Below are 23,101 nucleotides of genomic sequence, written 5' to 3' on the forward strand. Positions count from 1 at the left end.
GGTCCTGTCGTCCCATCGATTTGCGGCGACGGCAAGGCCCCGATCAATGTCCGAGGCCCAGATAGATGATGGCGACGATGAACAGCGTCGCCGCGATCTCGCAGAAGATCAGCAGCGCCACCGTCCGCCACAAGGTCGAAAAGACCTTCAGGCTGTAGGCGCCCTTCAACTGGGCGAACATGTGCGCCGGCACGATCAGGGCCGCGATCGTCGCGGCCGCCGCGCCCGCCCCCTTCAGCGTCGTCGCGACCAGCACCACCGCCATCAGCAGCAGCGACATGAAGGTCAGGGAATAGAGGACGAAGACCCCGTGGTCGTACAGGGTGAAGCCCCGCTTCCACAGGAACATCAGGGCCACGAAGGGGATCGACAACGGCACCAGCAGGAAGGCGAATTTGTAGATGGTCTGCTGCAGCTTGTAGAGCGCCAGGTCCGGGTTCTTCAGCTTCTTGGCGACGGTCTTGGTCAGGCCGTTGGTCTGGCCGTCCGTGCCGACGCTGGAGGCGATGTCCGCCACCTGGGCCTGCCAGCTGCCCGAGGCCAGACCGTCCTTGCGGCCCTCGATCGCGTCCTTCTGCAGACGCTCCAGCTTGGCCTTCTCGGCAATGACGCCGGCTTCAGCTCCGGCCAGAGCGCCGGCGGCGGCGCCGGCCCGCGCGCCGCTGTTGAACGCCGGGGGCGAGCCGTCCGACGGCTCCATCGCCGCCTCCGCCGCATCGACTTCCTTGCGGGCGGCGGCTGCGACCTGCTCCGCTTCGACTATCGCCTCCTTCTGGGCCTCGATCTGCTGCGAGAGGGACGGCAGCGTCACCGCCTGATGCGGCATGAAGCTGAGGGCGAAGAACATGACGAACAGGGTGAACAGGAACATCGCCAGCGGCGAGACGAAGCGGGTCCGCTTGCCCTGCACCCATTCGCGGGTCAGCCGCCCCGGATTGAGGATCAACAGCGGCAGGGTGCGCCACAGACGGCCGTCGAAATGCATGACCCCGTGCAGCAGCTCTTCGCCCAGATGCAGCAAGGTGCGGTGGACATGGGCCGCCTGGCCGCAGTTCGAGCAGAAGTTGCCCGTAACCTCGGCCCCGCAGTCGGCGCAGGCGCCGTGAGCTTCGCCCGCATGGCCCGTCGGCTTCTCGATCGCCCCGGCGATGACGCCCGCCGTCACCGCTCCGCCCGCCGCTTCCAGATCCATGCCGTCCCTCCCCAGGATTCGCGGCGGACTTTGATCGTCTGGAGGCGCAAAGAAAAGAGGCGCCGGCTTGCGCCGACGCCTCGATCCGTCTGTTTTTTACGTCGCGTGTTTAGCGCGGCGCGCCCGACACGATGGCGGTGCGGGCGTTGCGGTTCTGGGCCCAGGCCGACTCGTTCGAACCCTCGGCGATCGGACGTTCCTTGCCGAAGCTGATGGTGTCGATGCGGGCGGCCGGAACGCCGCGGCTGATCAGGTAGGAGCGAACGGCCTCGGCGCGGCGGGCGCCCAGGGCCAGGTTGTATTCGCGCGTGCCGCGTTCGTCGGCGTTACCTTCGATGCGGACCGTGACCTGCGGATAGCGGGCCAGCCAGGCGGCCTGGGCGTCCAGACGCGGCTGGGCCTCGGCGCGCACCGAATAGGAGTCCAGGTCGAAGTAGACGCGGTCGCCGACGTTGACGACGAAGTCCTGCTCCGAGCCGGGCGCCGGGGCGCCGACGTTGCCGCCGCTGACGGGGCCGGTCGGGGCGGTCGGATACTGCGGACCGACGGCCGGCGGCGGCGTTTCGACCGGCACGGCCGGCTCGACCTTGGGCTTGGTGCAGGCGGCCAGCGAGGCCATGGCGACGCCGACAGCGGCGAGCCGGATCAGGGTGGAGGTGTTCATGGATCGTCTCCTTCTCATTCGGTTCGAGGCCGACGCCTCTAGCTTGACTGTATGCGAGCGCTGCTAACGCGCAGCGCAACACCGCGCCAGCCGCGATAACGCACAGTTTATGGGAATGGCTCCGCTCGTGATCTCACGAAGCCGTAAGTCCGTCAGGCCGGGCAGGAATCCGCGCCCTGACCGATGCCCAGATTGACCGGCGGCGCGTCCAGCAGACCCGACCAGGCCGGGTCCGAACCGCGTCCGTCATAGCCCGCTTGAGACACGACCCGGCCCGACAGGTCGACGGTCCACAGACGGGTGTCGCCGCCGGGGCTCTGACGTGCGAAGGCGATGTAGCGGCCGTTCGGCGCCCAGGACGGGCCTTCCTCGAAATAGGAGGACGACAGGATGCGCTCGCCCGTGCCGTCGGACTTCATTACGCCGATGTGGAAGCGGCCGCCTTGCTGCTTGGTGAAGGCCACCAGGTCGCCGCGCGGGCTCCAGGCCGGGGCGGTGTAGCTGCCGCCGCCGCGGCTGATCGGGCGCTGGCCCGAGCCGTCCGCCCGCATGGTGTAGAGACGCGCCGAACCCGAACGGTCCGAGGTGAAGACGATCTGATTGCCGTCGGGGCTGAACGACGGCGAGGTGTCGATGCCGGGGTCGGTCGTCAGACGCGACAGCTGGCGGCTGCGCAGGTTCATCACATAGACGTCGGTGTTGCCGCCCCGGATGATCGAGAAGGCCATCTTGGACCCGTCGTTCGAGAAGCGCGGCGCCAGAACCTGGCCGTCGAACTCGCCCAGGCTTTCGCGACGGCCGGTCGACAGATTGTAGAGGTAGATGCGGCTGTAGTCCTTGCCCAGCGCCACATAGGTCACTTCGTCGGGGTTCGAGGCCGAGAAGCGCGGCGACATGATCACCTCATCGCCCTGGGTCAGGAAGACGGGGTTGTAGCCGTCCTGGTCGACGATGGTCAGGCGCGACAGCTTGTTCAACTGGGTGCCGCTTTCGGACACGAACAGGACGCGGGAATCGAAGAAGCCCGCCTCGCCGGTCAGGCGCTGATAGACCACATCAGAGATCTTGTGCGCGATGCGGCGCCACTGCTCGGACGTGGCGGTGAACTGGTAGGACACCAGCTGGCACTGGCGATAGGGGTCGTACAGGCGAAAGCCCACGTCGATCCGCCCGTCCGCGCGCGGCGTCACTCCGCCATACAGCACCGCCTGGGCGCCGATGGAGGTCCACTGGGGGAAGTTCGGGGCGTTGGCCAGGGTCAGGCCCGTCTCCACGAAGCTGGCCGGGTTCAGCGGATCGAAGAAGCCCGATCGCTTCAGGTTGCCGCTGATGACGCCCGAAATCTGCGACCCGTTCTGGCCGGTGAAGGGCACGACGGCGATCTGAAGCGGGCGCAGCACGCCCTCGTCCACCACCACATCCTGCATCGGCGCCCCGACGGCCGGGGCGGATTGCGCCTGGACAGACCCGCCCAGCGCCAGGGGCGCGGTCATCGCAAGCACGGCGGCCGAGGCGAGAAGGCGGTTCAGGCGCATGGATCGATCCTTCGGGTCGTTACGGTCAGGCTGGCCGCCCCTCTTAACATCAGCGCGGCGGATGATCGCCAGCTTCACGGGGATTTGGGCGACTTTGGGGTGATAGGCGATTTACGTCCTAACGGTTCCCGCATTGACGCTTGGTTTCAAAGCGGAAGGGCACTTCCTGCGCCTGGAAGCCATCGGGCACGGTGAAGGGCGAGGTCGCCCGCAGCGCGCGCAACATGGCCTCGGACGCCGCGCGCCAGGTCGGGTCGTTCTGGGTGTCCTGAAGGCGCGGCGTGCCGATGATCTGGCCGTCGGCGCTCAATCGCACCGTCACGCGGATCACCAGGTCGTCCATGCCCGGCATGTCGCAGTTCAGGTTCCAGTTCGGCGTCACCTGGGCGCCCAGGGCGGCCAGCTGCGGCCCGGTCGCGCGCGGCGCGGAGCCCGCGCCCTGCTGGCCCGGCGCCGGACGGCCGCGGTTCTGGGTCGGGCGCGGCGGCCCGGCCAGGGCGTCAAGGTCCAGTCCCGGCGTCGGGCGCGTACGCGGCGGCGTGGCGGGGGCCTTCTTCTCGGGCGGACTAGGCGTGGGCCGAGGCGACGGCGTCGGCGCCTTCTTCTCAGGCGGCGTCGGGGTCGGCCGCGGCGTAGGCGCGGGACGCGGCGTCGGGGCCTTTTTCTCGGGCGGAGTCGGGGTCGGGCGCGGCGCGGGCGGCGTCGGGCGCGGTTGCGGCGCGGGCGGCGTGGGGTCCGGCTCGGGCGGAGTCGGCTCGGGCGGGGTCTCGACCGGGGCCGTCTCCCCATCCTCGAGCGAAGGCTCCTCCTGCGGATTGTCGGCGGGCGCAGCGGCGATCTCGATGTCCGAGACGATCGACACCGGCACGGAGTTCACCAACGGCTTCGGCTCGTCTTTCGACGACCAGGACACGAAGGCGAGCGCCACCACCCCCGCGTGCAGGGCGATGGAGCCGAGGATGGCGGGGCTGGGGCGGCGCAAGGTCCGTCAGCCCTCCGTCGGCTCGTCGGCGGCGGTGTCGGTGATCAGGTTCAGCTTGGTGAAGCCCGAGGCCGACAGGCGCGCCATCACGCGCGCCACGGCCTGATAGGGGGCGCGGCCGTCGGCGCGGATGAAGATGGCCTTGTCGCGCGCGTTCTCGCCGCCCTCTTCCGCCACGCGCAGGGCCAGTTGCTCCCAGCGGACCTCGCCCTCGCCGATGAAGATGGCGCCGTTCCGGTCGATGCTGACCGTAACCGGCTTGTCGGTCGTCTCGACCGCGCTGGCTTCGGTCTTGGGCAGTTCGACCGGCACCCCGACCGTCAGCAGCGGCGCCGAGATCATGAAGATGATCAACAGCACCAGCATGACGTCCACCAGGGGCGTGACGTTGATCTCGCTCAGCGGCCGTTTGCGTGCGCGACGACGGCCGCGCCCGCGCGCTTCACCGCCGCCTCCTCCACCCAGGGCCATGGATCAGGCGCCCCGGCGCAGGTTCAGGTCGGACGACGGCGGCGGGGGCGGAGGCGGCGGCGTCGCAGGCGCGCCCAGACGCCGGGCGATGGCCGACTGCAGATCGTCCGCAAAGGCCTCCAGACGGCCCGTGAACTTGCCCGCCGACACCGAGAAGGCGTTGAAGGCGATATAGGCCGGGATGGCCGCCGCCAGGCCGATGGCCGTGGCGAACAGGGCCTCGGCGATGGCCGGGGCCACGGTCGTCAGATTGGTGTTGCCCGCCGCCGCAATGCTGTCGAAGGCGTTCATGATGCCCCACACCGTGCCGAACAGGCCGATGAAGGGCGAGGCCGTGGCGACCACCGACAGCACGCCCAGACCGTTCTCGATCTTCTGGCTTTCCCGAGCGATGACCGAATCCAGCGCCCGGTCGATACGGGCGATCAGCATGTTCCCTTGCGTGTCCGTCATGGCTCCGCGCGCGCGCGCCTCGCGCCAGTCCTGCAGGGTCAGCACCAGCATGCGCGGCAGGGGATCGACCGGCTGAGGCCCAGCCTGGGCGGCGACCTCCTCCAGCGAGCGGCCGCTCTCGACCTGCTTTTCGAACTCGGTCGCGCGGGCGTTCATGCGTGAGAACCGCACCGCCTTGTCGATGATGATGGTCCAGGACCAGACCGAGGCCGCGGCCAGGCCGATCATCACCGTCTTGACCACCCAGTCGGCGGTCATGAACAGCTCGATGGGATTCAGCAGGGAGGCGTCGGCGGGCGGAGTCATGCGTGGTCCTTGGCGAAGAGTCCGTTCATCCGCCTTTTGCACCGGGCGGACGTGGCGGTTTCATGGCGGCGGGTCTAGCGGGCGTCGCGCCCGGCGTCATCAGCCTACCGGCTGACAACCTCGTTATTGCCGAGCCGATCCTGTTTCCCCCCGACAGCCAGGGCGTCACCAGTTCGATCAGCCGCTTCGTCGGACGGCGCGGACGCCCGTCCAGATGGATGCAGACGGCGACGACGTCGGCCCGGCACAATACGTCGCCGTCGCGCTCGACCGTCTGGCGGATGATCAGGCGCGGTCCCTTGATCGCCTCATAGCGGGTGCGCACCACCAGGGCGTCGTCGATCCGCGCGGGCTTCAGATATTTGATCGCCAGGTCCGACACCACGAAGGCCAGCGGCTCCTCCTGCTCCAGCAGGTCGACATGCCCTACCCCCGCCAGACGCAGGAAGTCCGACCGCCCCCGCTCGAAATAGCGGACGTAGTTGGCGTGATAGACTAGGCCCGTGAAGTCCGTGTCCTCGTAATAAACCCGCACGGGCAACAGGTGATCACGGCCGTCGAAGCGGCCGGCGCTGGGTTGGTCGGTCATGGTCTCAGCTCTTGCCGGAAACGGCGGCGGGCGCCGGGGCGTCGAAGCCCGGACAGTAGCGCGATTTCAGCGTCGCGAACTCGCCCGTCAGCGGGTCGTGGCTCATCAGGATGCGGTTGGGCCGGGAAACGAAGGCCACGGCCTCCCGACTGCCCTTCAGCCCGGCGTAGCCGCAGGCGGCCTTGCCGCGCCCGGCCTCGACATGCCGGACCTCGGCCTGCGGCCCCATCTGTTCGCGCACCTGCTCAAGCGCGCGTTCGGCGGGCGTGGTCTGGCGGGGTCCGAAGCGCGCCCCCTGGGTCAGGGCGTAGAGGCTGAAACCGCCCAGCACCAAGACAGCCGCGCCGAGCACGACGATCATCCGGTTCATCCTGCGGGGATGCGCCAAGGCCGCCTCCTTCTGGGAAAGGGAGGATGACCGGCTTTACCGCCGAGGTGAAGTCTTTTTGCGAAAGATTCGCGCGACGTCTGCTCAGTCGCGGTCGTAGAGGCGCATCACGGCCAAGGCGCCGATGGTGGTCAGCACGCCCAGCGCAAAGGCGCCGACCAGCGAGCTGGTGGCCGCCGCCGTCGACACCGTGACGGGCCGCTTGGCGTACCACTGAACGATCTCGCCGGCGTGGGCGTGATCGATGCCCTCGTCATAGGCTTCGTCCAGATAGGTGTCGTCGGCGGCGGCCATCGGCGTCTCCAATTCTTGCCTGCGCATAATCCCCGGCGCGTTCGGGCGGTTCCCCTCTCGTGACAGAGGAAGCGCCATCCAGTAAAGGGCGCCCCTCAGCATATTCGACATCTGGCGAGCGACTCCATGGCCGGCCATTCCAAATTCAAGAACATCATGCACCGCAAGGGCCGCGCTGACGCGGTCCGTTCAAAGCTCTTTTCGCGCCTGTCACGGGAAATCACCGTGGCGGCCAAGTCGGGGATGCCCGACCCGGCGATGAACCCCCGGCTGCGTCTGGCGGTGAACAACGCCAAGGCCGAATCGATGCCGAAGGAGAACATCGAGCGCGCCATCAAGAAGGCCTCGGGCGGCGAAGTCGATGCGATGGAGGAGATCCGCTACGAGGGCCGCGGCCCCGGCGGCGTCCAGGTCATCGTCGAAGTCCTGACCGATAACCGCAACCGCGCCGCCTCGGGCGTGCGCTCGGCTTTCGCCAAGAACGGCGGCGCCCTGGGCGAGAGCGGCTCGGTCACCTTCATGTGGGATCGGGTCGGCAAGATCCACTATCCGGCCGAGGCGGGATCTGAAGACGCCGTGATGGAGGCCGCCATCGAGGCCGGCGCCGCCGACGTCGAGAGCGACCTGGTCAAGCCCGACATCTATGAGGACGCGCCGGGCCACACCATCTGGACCGCCTTCGAAGACCTGAACGAAGTGGCCGAGGCCATGTCCAAGGTGCTGGGCGACCCCAAATCCACCGCCATCGTCTGGAAGCCGCAGTCGGAGATCGACCTGACGGGCGATTCGGTCGGCGTCCTGTTCAAGCTGCTGGACGCCCTGGACGGCGAAGACGACGTGCAGCAGGTCTATTCGAACGAGAACATCTCGGACGAAGACGCGGCCAAGTACGCGGGCTGATCCGCACGCGATGATCCTGTCCCCGACGCCGCACCCATGCGGGAGCGGCGTCGGGGCTCAGGAACCGGACCTGTGTTCGGAGGCTTCTTAGGGCTCAAGCCTTGCCGCGAGGAGCCCGCCCCATGGACATCACCCAGCTGATCCTGGACGACCACGCCGAACAGCGCAGGCTGTTCTCGCTGATCGAGCAGATCGGCGCGGACAATGTCGAGGCGCTGGAGGCGGTCTGGGGGCGGCTGTCGGCCTTTCTGGACGCCCACGCCGAGGCCGAGGAACGGCATTTCTATCCCGCCCTGCTGAAACTGGGCGAGGGCGTCAATGACGCAGACGACGGCACGGTCGAGGGCGAGACCGAGGACGCCATCGAGGATCACAACAAGCTGCGCGACGCGGTGAAGGCGGTGGCCGCGCACGCGGTCGGCAGTCGCGCCTGGTTCGACGCGGTCGGCGCGGCCAACATCGTCAACTCCAAGCACATGGGCGAGGAGGAGCGGCAGGGGCTGACCGACTTCCGCCTGAACGCGGACCTGCAGACGCGGCACGACCTGGGCGTGCGCTTCGCCGCCTTCCAGGCCCGCCACATCGCCGGGGTGAAGCCGGTCAACAAAGACCCCGAAACCTACGTCGAGAACCATGGCTGACGCCGCCTGGCTGGAGACCGTCGTCCTGCCCATCGCCGGCGCCCTGATCGCCGGCGGGATGATCGGCTTCGAGCGCGAGTGGCGCGGCCGACCGGCAGGGTTCCGCACCCACATCCTGGTCAGCCTGGCGTCCTGCCTGCTGATGCTGGCGGCCATGACCCAGGCCGACTGGGCATTCCGCGCCCTGCCGGACGAGAACATCGTCACCGACCCCACCCGCATGGCCCACGGGGTGCTGACGGGAATCGGCTTCCTGTGCGCCGGGGTCATCTTCCGCACCGGCTTCTCCATCCACGGCCTGACGACGGCGGCCTCGCTGTGGATCACCTCGGCCATCGGCCTGCTGTTCGGGGCCGGCCTGTTCGCCCTGGGCGCGGCAGGGACGGTGATCACGGGCCTGATCCTGGTCGCGCTGCGGCTGGTCAGCGCGCGGCTGCCGGACCGCACCCTGACCGATGTGGAGGTGCGCTGGCGTCGTGACGGCCCCTCGCCCGAGGCCGAGGTCGAGGCCGCCCTGCGCGCGATCGATCCGAAGCCCGCGCCCGACCGTTTCGAACTGATCGACGACGGCGCGGTGGTGCGTCGCAGCTGGCGCGTCCACGCCGAGGGCGAGACGGCGCTCAAGACCCTGGCGGGGCGGCTGTCGGCCCTGCCTTCGGTCTGCGGCTACGTGCTGAATCCGCGCGACGACTGACGACTTGCCCTGGCCTGCGCGGAGGTCCAACCTGCGCGGTCGTTGGGAGCGTTGGGATCATGGCGATCGACTGGGGCGTGACGCATTGGGGCGTCGAGGAACTGAGTCTGCTGGCGCCGGTGGCCTCGGCCATGGTCGCGGGCGGGCTGATTGGGATCGAGCGGACCTATCACGGCCATCCGGCGGGGTTCCGCACCCACATCCTGGTCTGCATGACCTCCTGCGTCCTGATGCTGGCGGCCATGCATCAGGCCAGCTGGGGCTTCGTCGCCCTGCCCGAGCAGCGGCTGGTGATCGACCCGACGCGGATGGCGCACGGCATACTGACCGGCATCGGCTTCCTGTGCGCCGGTGTGATCTTTCGCGAGCGGTTCTCGGTGCACGGCCTGACCACGGCGGCTTCGCTGTGGACCACCTCGGCCACCGGGGTGATGTTCGGGGTCGGCCTGTGGAAGCTGGGACTGATCGCGGCGGGAGCGACCCTGCTGGTGCTGGCCATCCTGCGCTTTCTCGACGCGCGCCTGCCCCACGTCGGGGTGCTGGACGTCACCCTGCGCTGGACGCGCGGAGCCGCGCCGCAAGAAAAGGCGCTGCGCGCCCTGCTGGCCGAGAACGGCCTCAAGCCCACGCGCATCGGCCATGTCGTCAGCCCCGACGGCCAGATCCACGAACACCACGTCAAGGCGCGGGGCCCCATGCCGCTGAAAGTCGACGCCCTGTCCCGCGCCCTGTCGGATCAGGCGGGTCTGGCCGGTTTCTCGGTCATGCCCAGAGACGATTGAGCCGACATCGGGCCCTGAGGCTGCGCCCGGTCATTGTTCGCTAACCCTCTTTGGGGCAATAGGAACGGATGGCGAACGAAACGACTCGGATCCTGGGGCTGGACCCCGGCCTGCGCCGCACCGGCTGGGGCGTCATCGAAAGCGAGGGCAGCCGCCTGCGCTGGATCGCGCACGGCGTCGTCGCCCCCGACGACAAGGCGCCCTTCTCCGAGCGGCTGCTGCACCTGCTGGAGCAGGTCGGCGAGGTCTGCGCCGCCTATGACTGCGACGAGGCGGCGATCGAAGAGGTCTTCGTCAACGTCAATCCGGCCTCGACGCTGAAGCTGGGCCATGCGCGGGCGGCGGTCATGCTGGCCCCGGCGCGGGCGGGTCTCAGCGTCGCCGAATACGCCCCGACCCTGATCAAGAAGGCGGTGGTGGGCGCCGGGCAAGCCGACAAGAGCCAGATCGCCTTCATGATCAAACGCCTGCTGCCCGCCTCGGGCGAGGTCAAGGCCGACGCCGCCGACGCCCTGGCCGTGGCGGTCACCCATGCGCATCATCGTCGATTTCGGGCCTTGCCGGTGCGAGGCGCGGCATGATCGGCCGTCTGCGCGGAATCCTGGCCGAGGTCGGCGAGGCGGAGTGCCTGATCGACTGCGGCGGCGTGGGCTATGTGGCCGCCTGCGGGGCGCGGACGCTGGGCCGACTGCCCGCGCCGGGCGACGAGACCCTGCTGTTCATCCAGAGCCAGTGGAGCCAGGATCAGGGGCCGCGCCTCTACGGCTTCCTGAGCCGCGACGAGCGCAAGGTCTTCAACCTGATGCTGACCATTCAGGGCGTGGGGCCGAAGGCTGCGCTGGGGGTGCTGGACGTGCTGCCGCCCGCCGAACTGGCCGCCGCCGTCGCGCGCGAGGACAAGGCCGCCGTGGGACGCGCCAACGGCGTGGGGCCGAAACTGGCCCTGCGCATCGTCACCGAACTGAAGGGCAAAAGCCTGAGCGAGGGCGTCTTCGCCCCGACCGCGCCCGGCGTCCACGCCGAGATCGCCGTCGCCCCGCCGCCCAGCGTCACGGGCGAGGCGGTCGCCGCCCTGCTGGGCCTGGGCATCGCCGAGGTCAACGCCCGCCGCGCCGTCGATCACGCTCTGATCAAGCTGGGCGAGGAGGCGGAGCTGCCGCTCGTCATCCGCACGGCCCTGCAGGAGCTGGGACGGTGAGGGACGCTGCGACTATCCCTTCTCCCCTTGTGGGAGAAGGTGGCAGGCGTAGCCTGACGGATGAGGGGTTGCGCCCACATCCAGCGCTGCCTGACATCACCGATAAAGAGACCCCTCATCCGACCTCGCCGCGCTCGGCCACCTTCTCCCACAAGGGGAGAAGGACGAAATGACTGACGACCGCATCATCTCGCCTGCCCCTGCGCCCGGCGAGCAGCACGACCGCGCCCTGCGACCCCAGACCCTGTCCGAGTTCGTCGGCCAGTCGGCGGCCAAGGGCAATCTGAAGGTCTTCATCGACGCCGCCCGCGCCCGCGCCGAGGCGCTGGACCACGTCCTGCTGTTCGGGCCTCCGGGGCTGGGCAAGACGACCCTGGCGCAGATCGTGGCGCGCGAACTGGGCGTGGGCTTCCGCGCTACCTCCGGCCCCATCCTGGCCAAGGCTGGCGACCTGGCGGCCATCCTGACCAACCTCGAACCGCGCGACGTCCTGTTCATCGACGAGATCCACCGCATGGCCCCCCAGGTGGAGGAGATCCTCTATCCGGCGATGGAGGACCATGTGCTGGACCTGATCATCGGCGAGGGGCCGTCGGCGCGCAGCGTGCGCATCGACCTGGCGCCCTTCACCCTGGTCGGGGCCACGACGCGGGCGGGTCTGCTGGCCACGCCGCTGAGGGACCGCTTCGGCATTCCGCTGCGGCTGGAATTCTATACGCCCGAAGAGCTGACGGCGGTGATCCGCGGCGCGGCGCGCAAGATGGGCGCGGCCATCACCGAGGACGGGGCCATGGAGATCGCACGCCGCGCGCGCGGCACGCCGCGCATCGCCGGGCGGCTGCTGCGTCGGGTGCGGGACTTCGCCGACGCTGAAGGCGGCTCCATCGACCGGCTGGCGGCGGCGAGGGCGCTAGCGCGGCTGGAGGTGGACGAGGCCGGGCTGGACAGTCTGGACCGCCGCTTCCTCAAGGCCTTGATCGAGAACTACGGCGGCGGGCCGGTCGGCATGGACACCCTGGCCGCCGCCATCGCCGAGGCGCGCGACGCGGTCGAGGACGTGATCGAGCCCTATCTGCTACAGCAGGGCTTCATCCAGCGCACCCCGCGCGGCCGCATGGCCTGCGCGCGCGCCTATGAGCATCTGGGGCTGGAGGCGCCGCAAACGCCGCCCGCCGCCGCGCCGGACCTGTTCGGGAAGTAGAGCGCGCGCCCTACCCCGTCATCAGCGCCTCGACCTCGGCGCGGTCGCCCAGCGACGGCTGTGCGCCCGGCCGGGTCGCCGCCAGCGCCCCGGCGGCGCAGGCGAAGTGAAGCGCGGCGTCCGGCTCCATGCCCTCCAGCAGGGCCACGGCGATCGCCCCGACGAAGGCGTCGCCCGCCCCCACCGCGTCCACAGCCGTGATGCGCGGCGGCGTGGCCCAGGCCATCGCCACCCCGCGCCGGTACATGACCGCCCCGCGCGCGCCCTTGGTCACGACCACCAGCCCGCCGCCGACGTGCAGGGCGTCGCCGTAGAAGGCGGCTTCCGTCTCATTGACCACCAGCAGGTCCGCGCGGCGCAACAGGGCCTCCGACACCGGCGCGGCGGGCGCCAGGTTCACGCAGACGAAGTCCGTCGCCCGACCCACCGCCGTCTCCACCGTCTCGATCGGCAGCTCCAGCTGGGCGATCAGCGGCGTCTCGATCCGGGCGGGCAGTTGCTCCGGCGTCACGAAGTGGTTGGCGCCGGCGGCCACGGTGATCTGGTTCTCGCCGGTTGGATCGACGGTGATCAGGGCCACGCCGGTCGGCGCCGCGATGTCCGTCTCCACCCCCGACAGGTCGACGCCGTGCGCCAGCATCAGAGCCACCGCCGCGCCCGACATTTCATCATCGCCGACCCGGCCGATCAGCGAGACTTCGGCGCCCAGCCGACGCGCGGCCAGAGCCTGATTGGCGCCCTTGCCGCCGGGGTGGCGCGACAGGGTCGCCCCCGTCACCGTCTCGCCCGGCGCAGGCAGGGACGGCGCCGCCGCCACAATATCCAGATTGATCGAGCCGACGACGGTGATCCTCATGCGCCTTCTCCCAAACGCTGGGTGATCAGGGCGAAGACCCCGGCCGCGTCGGCCTTCGTCGCCCAGAAATGGTTCGCCCCGGCCGCCTCGACACGGAACTCGACCGCCGTGTGGCCTCGGGTCAGGTCGCTTTCGGTCTCCACCGCGATGCGGCAGGGAGCCAGCTCGAACAGGTCAGGCCGCAACAGCCAGGCCACCGTGCAGGGGTCGTGCAGCGGCCCTGCGTCCCAGCCGACGATCCGCCGCTCCACCCGCTGGGAGAAACGCAGCATCGCCGCCGCCGTGCGGGCCGAGGCCGTGGGCAGGGCCTCGATCGCCGCGATCCTACCTTCCGTCGCCCGCACCTGATGGGTGGCGTCCAGCCCCATGACGATCATGCGGCAGCCCGAAGCGAAGACCTCGGCCGCCGCCTCGGGGTCGGCCCAGATGTTGAACTCGGCCGAGGCGGTGATGTTGCCGCCTTCCGAGCGCGCCCCGCCCATGACCACGACCGGCCCCAGATGCGCCGCCAGCGCCGGTTCGGCTCGCATGGCCAGCGCCAGATTGGTCATCGGCCCCATGACGGCCAACGCCACGGAACCCGCAGGCCGCGTCATCACCAGCCGCACGATGGCCTCAGTCGCCGTGCCCTCGGCCACAGGCGCGGCGGGCTCGAACGGGGTCAGCTCGCCCAGCCCCTCAGCCCCGTGGAACTCGCCCGCCCCGGCCGGGTCGCGGCGCAGGGGGCGCTCGGCGCCCGCGAACACCGGCACGTCCTCGCGCCCGGCGATCTGGCGCAGGATGCGGGCGTTGCGCGCGGTCTTTTCGGCGCTGACGTTGCCCCCGACCGTGGTCACGGCCAGCAGGTCGAGGTCAGCAGAGGCGAAGGCGGTCAGCAGCCCCGTGGCGTCATCCACGCCGGGGTCGCAATCAATGATCAGGCTCTGTTTCACCGATCCGGTGTGCCGTTTGGCAGGCCGTGAATCAATGCCCGGCGCGCCTTGCCTCCTCCCGCCGCGCGCCCATATGCTTCGTCACACACGCTGTTCCAGAAAGCCGCCGCCATGACCGACGCCGCCCCGCTCAAGCCGCTGAAGATCGACTTCGTCTCCGACGTCATGTGCCCGTGGTGCGCGGTGGGGCTGGGCGGGCTGGAGCAGGCGCTGGAGCGGCTCCAGGGCGAAGGGATCGCCGCCGACATCGCCTTCCAGCCGTTCGAGCTGAACCCCGACATCGCCCCCGAGGGCGAGAACATGGGCGAGCACCTGGCCCGCAAATACGGCTCCACCCCCGAACAGTCGGCCGCCAACCGCGCCGCCATCACCGCCCGCGCCGCCGAGGTCGGGGTCGAGATGAACTTCCGCGACGACAGCCGCATGTGGAACACCTTCGACGCCCACCGCCTGCTGCACTGGGCCGGGCTGACCGCGCCGGACAAGCAGGCGGCGCTGAAACACGCCCTGTTCGGCGCCCACTTCACGAAAGGGCGCAACGTCTCGGACGCGGGCGTCCTGACCGAGGCGGCCGAGGCCGCCGGGCTGGACCGCGCCGAGGCCGCCGAGGTGCTGGCGTCCGGCCGCTATATGCAGGAGGTCCGCACGGCGCAGGCCCTGTGGCGCGCGCGGGGCATCACCTCCGTCCCCGCCGTGGTGGTGGAGGACAAATATCTGATCTCCGGCGGCCAGCCGACGCAGGTGTTCGTCAACGCCCTGCGCGAGATCGCGGGCAAGGCGTAAGGCCCTTCTCCCCTTGTAGGAGAAGGTGGACGACGGAGCCGGACGGATGAGGGGTGGCGACGCCGTGTCCGCCCCATGTATCGGCCGGTGAGAGACCCCTCATCCGGCCCTTACGGGCCACCTTCTCCCGCAGGGGGAGAAGAGTCGGGAAAAACAGAGTCCAATTCGTCTGAATCGTCTGAAATCGCCGCCTCTCCTTCCGGCGCGAGGCGGGCGCTGAGGACGGCGATGCGGGCCTCGACCGCGCGGCGGCCCAGCAGGTCGTCAGGGGCCAGACGGGCGGCGTCGCGGGCGACGGCGGCGACCGCCTTCATGTCGGCTTCCAGCGTGTCGAGCGGGTCCGATTCAGGCGCAGGCGGCGGGCTTTCCGGTTCGGCGGCGGCCAGCAGGGCCGGATCGGTCAGCGCCCGCCAGGTGCGCAGCCACGACGCCGCCTCGGCCGCCCGGCCGCGCCGCACCGCCCGGTTCAGCCGCATCAGGGCCTGAGCCGCCATCGCCGCCAGATCGGGGGCGTCCGCCGCCGCATCCTCGACCGGATCATCGTCGTCAGGCCAGAGGTCCGGGTCGCCCGCGTCGCAGCGGCGCCAGCCCTCGCGCGCGGCGCGGGACCGCAGCGTCCCCAGCTTCAGCCCATAGCGGTCGCAGACGGCCTCGGCCGTATTCCCGGCCAGATAGTCGCGCCGCGCCGCCGCCCAGGTCGCCTCGGAGCGGACGCGATAGCCGTCCCGCGGCGCCGGGTCTTCGTAATAATGGCCGCGCGGGGCGTCAGCCGTCTCGGCCCGCTCGGCGGTCGAGGGCCGCACATGGTCGGGGATGTAGGTGGTGTCGCCGTACTCGTCCTGCTCCCCCCGGCCGGAGGCGATGATGCGCGGCGCCTCCTCATGCCAGTGTGTCTCGGGCCAATCCTTCTCCCGCCCGCCCGAAGCCTGATCGTCCATCGCGCCGCCTCCTGCCTGAAAGGCGGAGGATGGAGGACGGGTGCGTCAGGATCGGACGGGGCGCGCTTCTCCTCCCTACGCAGTGGGGAGGTGGATCGGGCGCGCCAGCGACCGAGACGGAGGGGCCGCTTGGTTCCGCTGCCGTAAAGCCCCTCCACCGCTACGCGGTCCCCCTCCCCATTGCATGGGGAGGAAAGAGGATCAGGCCCGTTTGCGCTTGGTTTCGACCTTCGGCGCGGGGGCGCCCGTGACCAGACGGCCCTTCCAGCCGGGCGGGGGCAAGAACTTGCCGGACTGCTCCTCGCGGGTGCCGTGCTTGGCCGTCTCGGCGGCGCGGCGCAGAGCCTTCAGGGCGGTTTCGTGATCAAACAGCGGCTTGTTCATCGCGGCCCCCAATCTAGCAGTTCGGGGGTCTCGCCGCCACTAGCGTAGACCTGCCAGTTGTCGGCCAGCGGCTTGTAGACGGTTTCGAGGTAGTCGAGGCTGAGCGGATAGCGCCGCCTCAGCGTCTCTTCGGGAATGCCGTGGCCGCCGCGCGCGACCCGGTGCGCGACGCGGGCGATGGAGGCCTCGACCGAGGGCAGGCGCAGATAGACCAGTTCGAAGCGGTATCCGGCAGCCTTCCAGTCGCGGATGCGGCGGGCGTGGGTGCGCGTGGCCAGCGTCGTCTCCAGCACCACGTCGGCGCGGGCGTTAGTGAGTTCCTCCAGCCGCTCCAGCACCAGCCGTCCGGCGGCTAGGTCACGACCGGGGCCTTGCGGCAGGGACCGCGTCACTTCATCCGGATTGACGAACTGAAACGCCTCGGCCCGCTCGCGTAGGAGGTCGTTGATGAGGACGGTCTTCCCGGCTCGTTAGGCTTGGCGAGAGGTGTCGATGAGGCGTGAAGGCAATGTTGGACGCGCCGTCACAACGAGGTTACGACAACCCTATGATGACCCACGATAACGCACCTAACATGATTGGACTGAGGCAAGCCAAAGCCCAGATACAACTACGGCCGCCCAAAAGCGGCCGTAGGACTTGCCGCCCGATCTCCCGGTTCGGCGATTAGCATGTGCTACAGGCGGAGCATTTAGCTCCTGCTAGCAGCATGTCAACCCCAGCCCTAAAATTTGGTTCCATTCTGAACATGAAGATTTGTTACGTTGATGAGGCTGGCTGCACCGGCGCTTTGAAAACTTCGGCATGCCCTATCCAGCCAACCATGATCATGGTTGGCGTCATTATTGACTATAGCCAAATTCATCACCTTACGGATGGATGGCTTTCTTTAAAGCAAACCTTGTTCCCGAATTTGACTCCGATTCAAACTACACATATGGGGTGGATTTTGCCCGAGATTAAGGGGTCGGATATCAGGAGAGAATCTTGTTCAAATTCAAGAAATTCCAAAAGACATTCTTTTCGCGTGCTGGAGAAGACCGTCGATTTGCTTGAGGCAGCAAATTCGAAATTGACTGGTCGCGTATGGGTGAAAGGTATTGGTGCGCCGCTAAATGGCACATCCGTTTACACCTACTCAGTGCAATCTATATGTTACGATTTTCAGAACTATTTGGCATCTGAGAACGATATCGGCGTAGTGATATTAGATGGGAGACTGAAACACCTTAATACGCAAGTTGCTCATTCAATTTTTACGCAGAAATTCAAAGGAACTGGAGATGCCTTGGATCGCATTGTAGAGCTTCCAAGTTTCTCTCATAGCGACAACCACGCCGGATTACAGATCGCGGACATGATGTGCTCAGGGATTCTGACCCCTATGGCTGTCCACACATATTGTGAAGGACACGTGCAAAATGCACATGTCCGCTCTGGATACATCGACATAAAGCAGAAATTCTCGCATCGGGTAAAAGAGATGCAACACCGCTATCAAGAAGCCAGCGGTCGCTGGCGCGGAGGCATAGTCGTCTCAGACAGTCTAACCCAGCGTTCCGGCGGAGAGCTTTTTAGATAGCGCCAACCCCTCACACCTTCACCTCAATCTCCCCGCCCCCCGCTCTGAACTTCGCGCTCATCTCGGCCATGCCCGCCTCGGCGTCCGTCAGGCTGGCGCCCGCGTCGTTCTGGGCCTTGGCGGCGTCGCGGATGTCCTGGCTGATCTTCATGCTGCAGAACTTGGGGCCGCACATGGAGCAGAAGTGGGCGGTCTTGTGGGCCTCCTTCGGCAGGGTCTCGTCGTGGAATTTGCGGGCGGTCTCGGGGTCTAGGGAGAGGTTGAACTGGTCCTCCCAGCGGAACTCGAAGCGGGCGCGGCTGAGGGCGTCGTCGTGGGCGCGGGCGCCAGGGTGGCCCTTGGCCAGGTCGGCGGCGTGGGCGGCGATCTTGTAGGTGATGACGCCGTCCTTGACGTCCTGACGATCCGGCAGGCCCAGGTGCTCCTTGGGCGTGACGTAGCAGAGCATGGCCGTGCCGAACCAGCCGATCATGGCCGCGCCGATGGCCGAGGTGATGTGGTCGTAGCCCGGCGCGATGTCGGTGGTCAGCGGCCCCAACGTATAGAAGGGCGCCTCGTGGCAGTGCTTGAGCTGCTCGTCCATGTTGGCCTTGATCTTGTGCATCGGCACGTGGCCGGGGCCTTCGATCATGACCTGGCAGCCCTTGGCCCAGGCGATTTTCGTCAGTTCGCCGAGGGTGCGCAGCTCGGCGAACTGGGCCTCGTCGTTGGCGTCGGCGATGGAGCCGGGGCGCAGGCCGTCGCCGAGCGAGAACGAAACATCATAGGCGCGCATGATGTCGCAGATGTCCTCGAAATGCTCATAGAGGAAGCTCTCCTTGTGGTGGGCCAGGCACCACTTGGCCATGATGGAGCCGCCTCTGCTGACGATGCCCGTCACGCGCTTGGCCGTCATCGGCACGAAGGGCAGGCGCACGCCCGCGTGGATGGTGAAGTAGTCGACGCCCTGTTCCGCCTGTTCGATCAGGGTGTCGCGGAAGACTTCCCAGGTCAGATCCTCGGCGACGCCGTTCACCTTCTCCAGCGCCTGATAGATGGGGACGGTGCCGATGGGGACGGACGAGTTGCGGATGATCCAGTCGCGGATGTTGTGGATGTTGCGGCCGGTCGACAGGTCCATGACGTTGTCGGCGCCCCAGCGGGTGGCCCAGACCAGCTTGTCCACCTCGTCATCGACGGAGGAGAGGACCGCCGAGTTGCCGATGTTGGCGTTGATCTTCACCAGGAAGTTGCGGCCGATGATCATCGGCTCGACTTCGGGGTGGTTGATGTTGTGCGGGATGATGGCGCGGCCGCGGGCGATCTCCTGACGCACGAACTCGGGCGTGACGAAGTCGGGGATGGAAGCGCCGAAGTCTTCGCCGTCGCGGATACAGGGGGCGGTCTGTTCGCGGCGCAGGTTCTCGCGGATGGCGACATATTCCATCTCGGGCGTGATGATCCCGGCTTTCGCGTATTCGTACTGGGTGACGGGGCGGCCGTCGACGCCCCTGAACACCTGATGGTTAGAGGTGTCGAAGCGGGGGGCGAGGTGCTTGCCGCTGGCGTGGCCGTTGTCCTCGGGCTTGACCTCGCGCGGGTTCGCGACGGGGGCGATGTCGCCGCGGTCCAGCTGCCAGCTGGATTTAACGCGCGGCAGGCCCTTCTTGATGTCGATGGTCACGGACGGGTCGGTGTAGGGGCCCGACGAGTCGTACATCGTCACCGGCGGCTCATTGGCGCTGGGGTGGACGGCGACCTCGCGGAAGGGGACGCGGATGTCGGGGAAGAGCTCGCCCGCCACATAGACCTTCTGACCGCCCGCCCGGGGGCCGGTGGGGATGCGACCATGCTCGGCGGCGACTTCCTTGCGGGCGTCGGCGAGGGCGAGGTCGACCTGCGGCTCGTGCGGCTGTTCGTTGGAAACGTGGATATTCATTGTGGCGGCCTCCTGCGAGAAGAGGTCCGCCGGCGCGGTAGGAGCGCCCCCTACGCCGGACTTCGGGCGTCGAAAGCGGTGAACTCGTCCCTTCGCCGGCATGACCCGGATCAGGTTCGACGGGTCAGAGGAGAAACCTCAATCTCAGCCGCTCGATTGCGACCCCCCGGAGAACGGCGCGACCCTAGCCCCTTTCCCCTGCGGGTCAAGCCGCGGGCGTGCTAGGGATCGGGACATGTTGACCATCCGCCCCTATCGCGCCGAGGATCGTGAGGCCTGCCTGGCCCTGTTCGACGGCAATATGCCGCGCTTCTTTGATGAGAGCGAGCGCGATGGATTTGTCGCCTGGCTGGACGACCAGGCCCTGCATTGGCCTTATCTGGTGATCGAGCGCGACGATCAGATCGTCGCCTGCGGCGGCCATGCCGTCCAGCCGGACGGCAGCAGCGTGGCGATGTGCTGGGGCATGGTGGGGAACGCCCTGCACGGCCAGGGTCTGGGCCGGGCGCTGACCGAGGCGCGGCTGGCGGCGGCGCGGGCGACGCCGGGCGTCCGACGCGTGGTGCTGGACACCGGCCCGCACACTCACAGCTTCTACGCCCGCTTCGGCTTCAAGACGGTGAAGGTCACGCCTGACGGCTATGCGCCCGGCATGGATCGCTGGGACATGGAACTGAAGCTGGATTGAGGGAGAGGGGGCGGCCCGGCTTCTCAGTCGGGGGGGCGTTAAGGCCGGGCCGCCGCAGACTTCGTCGGGGTTGGGGGGGCGTCCGACGTGTCCGATTGCACAATCCCCGGCCGCGATGTTGGTTCCGCTGATTTTCGCGTGTTAACGCTCTTTGTCGAACAATAATCGTTTTTCCCGCTGCGCCCGGTTTACTTGGCGCGCGGCGGTTCAGCAGGATCGTAAACATGGCGCGCGTACTGGGCGTTCTGGGCGGCATGGGGCCCGCCGCGACAACAGCCTTTCTGGCGCGGGTGCAGGCCCTGACGCCGGCGACGGGCGACGAGGACCACATCCGCGTCATAGCCGACATCAACCCCCAGGTGCCCAATCGCCATACTCAGCCCGAGGCGGCGGGCCGGACGCTGGGCGAGATGGCGCGGGCGCTGAAGGCGGCGGGGGCGCAGGTGCTGGCCATGCCGTGCAATACGGCCCACGCCCATGCGGGCGCCATCCGCGCGGCGGGCCTGCCCTTCATCGACATGATCGCCGAAACCGCGAAGGCGGCGGGCGCGACCGGGGCGCGGCGGGTCGGGGTGCTGGCCACGCCGGGCGCGGCCTTGCTGTACGCCGAGGCTCTGGCCGCCGAAGGGCTGGAGATGGTCGCCCCCTCCCCCGCCGAGCGCGAGCGGTTCATGCAGGTGGTGTTCGGGGTCAAGGCGGGCGACGTCGGACCTGACCAGCGCGCGGCCATGCGCGATCTGGCGCAGGCGCTGATCGCGGCGGGGGCCGAGGCGGTGATCGGGGGCTGCACCGAGGTTCCGCTGCTGCTGGATCAGGGCGACGTGGACGCGCCGCTGATCGACTCGGCCGAGGTGCTGGCGCGGGCCTGCGTGGCGGCGTGCCGCTGACCGGCCGCTAGGCGAGGCGCCCGGCTTGGCCTAAGCGGAAGGCGACGCCGTTTCAGCAGGAGCCTTCATCATGGATCGCCGCGCCTTCATCGCCGCTTCGTCCGCCGCCGTCGCCGCCTCGACCCTGGCCGGGCCGGCCCTGGCGCGGAACGACCGCTTGCAGATCGGGATCATCGGCACGGGGCTGAGGGCGCAGAGCCTGATGTCCATCCTGCTGAAGCGGGCCGATGTGGACATCGTCGCCCTGTGCGACATCGAACCGCTGATGATCGCGCGGGCCAAGGGGATGATCGCCGCCGCCGGGAAACCTGCGCCGCGCGCCTATGAAGGGGCGCCGGACCGGGCCTATCGCGACCTGCTGGCCCATCCGGGGCTGGACGCCGTCATCATCGCCACCCCGTGGGAATGGCACGCCCCCATGGCCATCGCGGCGATGGAGGCCAAGATCCCGGTCGGCTGCGAGGTGGTGGCGGGCGTCAGCCTGCAAGACCACTGGGACGTGCTGGAGGCGCACGAGCGGACCGGCACCCCCTATATGGTGCTGGAAAACGTCTGCTATCGCCGCGACGTGCTGGCGGTGCTGAACATGGTGCGCGCCGGGCTGTTCGGCGAGCTGGTCCATCTTCAGGGCGGCTATCAGCACGACCTGCGCGCGGTGAAGTTCAACAGCGGCGACCCGCAGAAGCCCTATGGCGGCGGGGTCGAGTTCGGGCCGAAGGGCTGGTCCGAGGCGCGCTGGCGCACCTGGCATTCGGTCAACCGCAACGGGGAGCTTTACCCGTCGCACGGCATCGGGCCGATCGCCAACTGGATCGACCTGAACCGGGGCAACCGGATGACGACGCTGACGGCCTACGCCTCCAAGGCGCGTGGGCTGCACGCCTATGTGGTGGACAACGGCGGGGCCGACCATCCGAACGCCCAGGTGCAGTTCAAGCTGGGCGATGTAGTGACGACCTCGATCGGCTGCGCCAACGGCGAGACCATCCTGCTGCAGCACGACACCAATCTGCCTCGTCCCTATTCGCTGGGCTTCCGGGTGCAGGGGGTGAAGGGGCTCTGGATGGATTTGAATCAGTCGGTCCACATCGAGGGCCGCAGCCCCGCGCACCAGTGGGAGGCGCAGGCGGCCTGGTTCGAGCAATACGACCACCCGCTGTGGAAGACCCACGCGGACACGGCGGCCGGATCGGGCCACGGCGGCATGGACTTCTTCGTCATCCACGCCTTCGTCGAGGCGCTGAAGGCCAAGGCGGCGATGCCGCTGGACATCTATGACGCCGTGAGCTGGAGCGCGATCACCCCCCTGTCGGAACAGTCGATCGCCGAGGGCAATCGCACGGTGGACTTCCCCGACTTCACGCGCGGGGCGTGGCGCGAGCGCAAGCCGATCTTCGGCTTCGACGGCGTGTATTGAGGCCTCTCCCGCCCCCGTCACCCTCGGGACAAGCCCGAGGGTGACGGAGCAGAGGTCAGTTCTCCGACTTCTTGCCCATCAGCGGCGACAGCAGGCTGTTGACCTCGTCCATCTGGCCGTGGCCCTGGGCGGCGCGGTGCTCCAGTTCGTCGGCGCGGCGCTCAAGCGCGCGCGCGCGTTCGGCGCGCGGGTCGTCCTCGGGCACGGCGTGAAGGGCGGGACGACGGGCCTCCAGTTCGGCGATCAGCTCGTCGAAACGGGCCTGGTTCATGTTCTCGCCCTGCTCGAACAGGGCGATGGCTTCCTCCAGGGCGGCTTCAAAGGCGTCTTGATCGGGCATGGGCCTCATCCTCTTATGCTTACGCTTTCAATGAGCGGGGCCGTGCGCCGGTTCCGCCTTGGCCGCCGATCACGCAGGGTTTACGA

At 68.5% G+C, this 23,101-nt stretch carries 27 protein-coding genes, 1 pseudogene and 1 riboswitch; of the genes and pseudogenes, 12 read left to right on the forward strand and 16 right to left on the reverse strand.

The annotated features are described in order from the left end of the window. Positions 1–43: 43 nt before the first annotated feature. The 9 genes from FGL25_RS13010 to FGL25_RS13050 all read right to left on the reverse strand — a co-directional run bounded on the left by FGL25_RS13010 (position 44) and on the right by FGL25_RS13050 (position 6,874). Complete coding sequence (locus tag FGL25_RS13010) at positions 44–1,192, reverse strand: DUF3667 domain-containing protein (RefSeq protein WP_003163859.1); 1,149 nt, start codon at positions 1,190–1,192, stop codon at positions 44–46. A 109-nt stretch (positions 1,193–1,301) separates the two neighbouring features. After that, positions 1,302–1,856, reverse strand: a complete 555-nt coding sequence (gene pal, locus FGL25_RS13015; RefSeq protein ID WP_003163860.1) for a peptidoglycan-associated lipoprotein Pal — start codon at positions 1,854–1,856, stop codon at positions 1,302–1,304. A gap of 152 nt (positions 1,857–2,008) precedes the next feature. Next, positions 2,009–3,391 carry a Tol-Pal system beta propeller repeat protein TolB gene (tolB, locus tag FGL25_RS13020; RefSeq protein ID WP_138141926.1) on the reverse strand — a complete coding sequence of 461 codons (1,383 nt, stop codon included), beginning with the start codon at positions 3,389–3,391 and terminating at the stop codon, positions 2,009–2,011. A gap of 118 nt (positions 3,392–3,509) precedes the next feature. After that, complete coding sequence (locus FGL25_RS13025) at positions 3,510–4,373, reverse strand: TonB C-terminal domain-containing protein (protein WP_138141927.1); 864 nt, start codon at positions 4,371–4,373, stop codon at positions 3,510–3,512. A 6-nt stretch (positions 4,374–4,379) separates the two neighbouring features. After that, entirely contained in the window at positions 4,380–4,844 is a 465-nt protein-coding gene (locus tag FGL25_RS13030) for an ExbD/TolR family protein (protein ID WP_040344561.1), read from the reverse strand. Positions 4,845–4,847: 3 nt separating this feature from the next. Next, on the reverse strand, positions 4,848–5,603 hold the full coding sequence (tolQ, locus tag FGL25_RS13035; protein WP_088411099.1) for a protein TolQ: 756 nt from the start codon (positions 5,601–5,603) through the stop codon (positions 4,848–4,850). A 25-nt stretch (positions 5,604–5,628) separates the two neighbouring features. Then, positions 5,629–6,192 (reverse strand): tol-pal system-associated acyl-CoA thioesterase, encoded by a 564-nt coding sequence (gene ybgC / locus FGL25_RS13040; protein WP_436835254.1) that lies wholly within the window; start codon positions 6,190–6,192, stop codon positions 5,629–5,631. A gap of 4 nt (positions 6,193–6,196) precedes the next feature. After that, positions 6,197–6,580, reverse strand: coding sequence for a hypothetical protein (locus tag FGL25_RS13045; RefSeq protein WP_223850955.1), 384 nt, complete (start codon positions 6,578–6,580; stop codon positions 6,197–6,199). 84 nt (positions 6,581–6,664) lie between these two features. Continuing rightward, the gene (locus FGL25_RS13050) at positions 6,665–6,874 is read right to left on the reverse strand and encodes a hypothetical protein (protein ID WP_003163865.1); all 210 of its coding nucleotides are present in this window, start codon (positions 6,872–6,874) and stop codon (positions 6,665–6,667) included. A gap of 126 nt (positions 6,875–7,000) precedes the next feature. Between FGL25_RS13050 and FGL25_RS13055 the strand changes: the two genes are divergently transcribed. The 7 genes from FGL25_RS13055 (at position 7,001) to ruvB (ending at position 12,290) form a co-directional block, all read left to right on the forward strand. Then, positions 7,001–7,774, forward strand: coding sequence for a YebC/PmpR family DNA-binding transcriptional regulator (locus FGL25_RS13055; RefSeq protein ID WP_003163866.1), 774 nt, complete (start codon positions 7,001–7,003; stop codon positions 7,772–7,774). Between the two features lie 122 nt (positions 7,775–7,896). Further along, positions 7,897–8,415 carry a hemerythrin domain-containing protein gene (locus FGL25_RS13060; protein WP_003163867.1) on the forward strand — a complete coding sequence of 173 codons (519 nt, stop codon included), beginning with the start codon at positions 7,897–7,899 and terminating at the stop codon, positions 8,413–8,415. Then, the gene (locus tag FGL25_RS13065; protein ID WP_003163868.1) at positions 8,408–9,109 is read left to right on the forward strand and encodes an MgtC/SapB family protein; all 702 of its coding nucleotides are present in this window, start codon (positions 8,408–8,410) and stop codon (positions 9,107–9,109) included. The genes FGL25_RS13060 and FGL25_RS13065 overlap by 8 nt, the downstream gene beginning before the upstream one ends. 59 nt (positions 9,110–9,168) lie before the next feature. Next, positions 9,169–9,891: an MgtC/SapB family protein gene (locus FGL25_RS13070; RefSeq protein WP_128719510.1), complete on the forward strand. Its 723-nt coding sequence runs from the start codon at positions 9,169–9,171 to the stop codon at positions 9,889–9,891. Between the two features lie 68 nt (positions 9,892–9,959). Next, positions 9,960–10,472, forward strand: coding sequence for a crossover junction endodeoxyribonuclease RuvC (ruvC, locus tag FGL25_RS13075; protein ID WP_003163870.1), 513 nt, complete (start codon positions 9,960–9,962; stop codon positions 10,470–10,472). Further along, positions 10,469–11,089: a Holliday junction branch migration protein RuvA gene (ruvA, locus tag FGL25_RS13080; RefSeq protein ID WP_138141928.1), complete on the forward strand. Its 621-nt coding sequence runs from the start codon at positions 10,469–10,471 to the stop codon at positions 11,087–11,089. Before ruvC ends, ruvA begins: the two co-directional genes overlap by 4 nt. 169 nt (positions 11,090–11,258) lie before the next feature. After that, on the forward strand, positions 11,259–12,290 hold the full coding sequence (gene ruvB, locus FGL25_RS13085) for a Holliday junction branch migration DNA helicase RuvB (RefSeq protein ID WP_138141929.1): 1,032 nt from the start codon (positions 11,259–11,261) through the stop codon (positions 12,288–12,290). 10 nt (positions 12,291–12,300) lie between these two features. On the opposite strand, the gene FGL25_RS13090 is transcribed toward ruvB, so the two are convergent. Both FGL25_RS13090 and FGL25_RS13095 read right to left on the reverse strand, forming a co-directional pair. Then, on the reverse strand, positions 12,301–13,146 hold the full coding sequence (locus FGL25_RS13090; protein WP_138141930.1) for a ribokinase: 846 nt from the start codon (positions 13,144–13,146) through the stop codon (positions 12,301–12,303). Beyond that, positions 13,143–14,078, reverse strand: coding sequence for a nucleoside hydrolase (locus FGL25_RS13095; RefSeq protein ID WP_138141931.1), 936 nt, complete (start codon positions 14,076–14,078; stop codon positions 13,143–13,145). Before FGL25_RS13095 ends, FGL25_RS13090 begins: the two co-directional genes overlap by 4 nt. Positions 14,079–14,189: 111 nt before the next feature. Between FGL25_RS13095 and FGL25_RS13100 the strand changes: the two genes are divergently transcribed. Next, on the forward strand, positions 14,190–14,861 hold the full coding sequence (locus FGL25_RS13100; protein ID WP_138141932.1) for a DsbA family oxidoreductase: 672 nt from the start codon (positions 14,190–14,192) through the stop codon (positions 14,859–14,861). A gap of 110 nt (positions 14,862–14,971) precedes the next feature. Here FGL25_RS13100 and FGL25_RS13105 read toward each other — a convergent pair whose 3' ends face one another. From FGL25_RS13105 to FGL25_RS13115, 3 genes and pseudogenes are all read right to left on the reverse strand, one after another. After that, entirely contained in the window at positions 14,972–15,799 is an 828-nt protein-coding gene (locus tag FGL25_RS13105; protein ID WP_138141933.1) for a hypothetical protein, read from the reverse strand. A 201-nt stretch (positions 15,800–16,000) separates the two neighbouring features. Continuing rightward, positions 16,001–16,183 (reverse strand): hypothetical protein, encoded by a 183-nt coding sequence (locus FGL25_RS13110; protein WP_138141934.1) that lies wholly within the window; start codon positions 16,181–16,183, stop codon positions 16,001–16,003. Further along, positions 16,180–16,638, reverse strand: a pseudogene (locus FGL25_RS13115) (zeta toxin family protein); the annotation flags it as partial. The gene FGL25_RS13110 and the pseudogene FGL25_RS13115, both read right to left, overlap by 4 nt. 254 nt (positions 16,639–16,892) lie before the next feature. Here FGL25_RS13115 and FGL25_RS13120 point away from each other — a divergent pair. After that, on the forward strand, positions 16,893–17,765 hold the full coding sequence (locus FGL25_RS13120; RefSeq protein ID WP_197733849.1) for a DUF3800 domain-containing protein: 873 nt from the start codon (positions 16,893–16,895) through the stop codon (positions 17,763–17,765). A gap of 10 nt (positions 17,766–17,775) precedes the next feature. On the opposite strand, the gene thiC is transcribed toward FGL25_RS13120, so the two are convergent. Then, complete coding sequence (thiC, locus tag FGL25_RS13125) at positions 17,776–19,683, reverse strand: phosphomethylpyrimidine synthase ThiC (RefSeq protein ID WP_252970182.1); 1,908 nt, start codon at positions 19,681–19,683, stop codon at positions 17,776–17,778. A gap of 69 nt (positions 19,684–19,752) precedes the next feature. Beyond that, positions 19,753–19,862: riboswitch (TPP riboswitch) on the reverse strand. A gap of 56 nt (positions 19,863–19,918) precedes the next feature. Between thiC and FGL25_RS13130 the strand changes: the two genes are divergently transcribed. The 3 genes from FGL25_RS13130 (at position 19,919) to FGL25_RS13140 (ending at position 22,675) form a co-directional block, all read left to right on the forward strand. After that, on the forward strand, positions 19,919–20,371 hold the full coding sequence (locus FGL25_RS13130) for a GNAT family N-acetyltransferase (RefSeq protein WP_138141936.1): 453 nt from the start codon (positions 19,919–19,921) through the stop codon (positions 20,369–20,371). 224 nt (positions 20,372–20,595) lie between these two features. Then, positions 20,596–21,258 carry an aspartate/glutamate racemase family protein gene (locus tag FGL25_RS13135; RefSeq protein WP_138141937.1) on the forward strand — a complete coding sequence of 221 codons (663 nt, stop codon included), beginning with the start codon at positions 20,596–20,598 and terminating at the stop codon, positions 21,256–21,258. Between the two features lie 70 nt (positions 21,259–21,328). Then, positions 21,329–22,675 (forward strand): Gfo/Idh/MocA family protein, encoded by a 1,347-nt coding sequence (locus FGL25_RS13140; RefSeq protein WP_138141938.1) that lies wholly within the window; start codon positions 21,329–21,331, stop codon positions 22,673–22,675. A 55-nt stretch (positions 22,676–22,730) separates the two neighbouring features. Here FGL25_RS13140 and FGL25_RS13145 read toward each other — a convergent pair whose 3' ends face one another. Beyond that, positions 22,731–23,015, reverse strand: coding sequence for a hypothetical protein (locus FGL25_RS13145; protein WP_252865777.1), 285 nt, complete (start codon positions 23,013–23,015; stop codon positions 22,731–22,733). Positions 23,016–23,101 lie beyond the last annotated feature (86 nt).

This window comes from Brevundimonas vancanneytii, from assembly GCF_901421975.1.
In the GTDB taxonomy this organism is placed as follows: Bacteria; Pseudomonadota; Alphaproteobacteria; order Caulobacterales; family Caulobacteraceae; genus Brevundimonas; species Brevundimonas diminuta.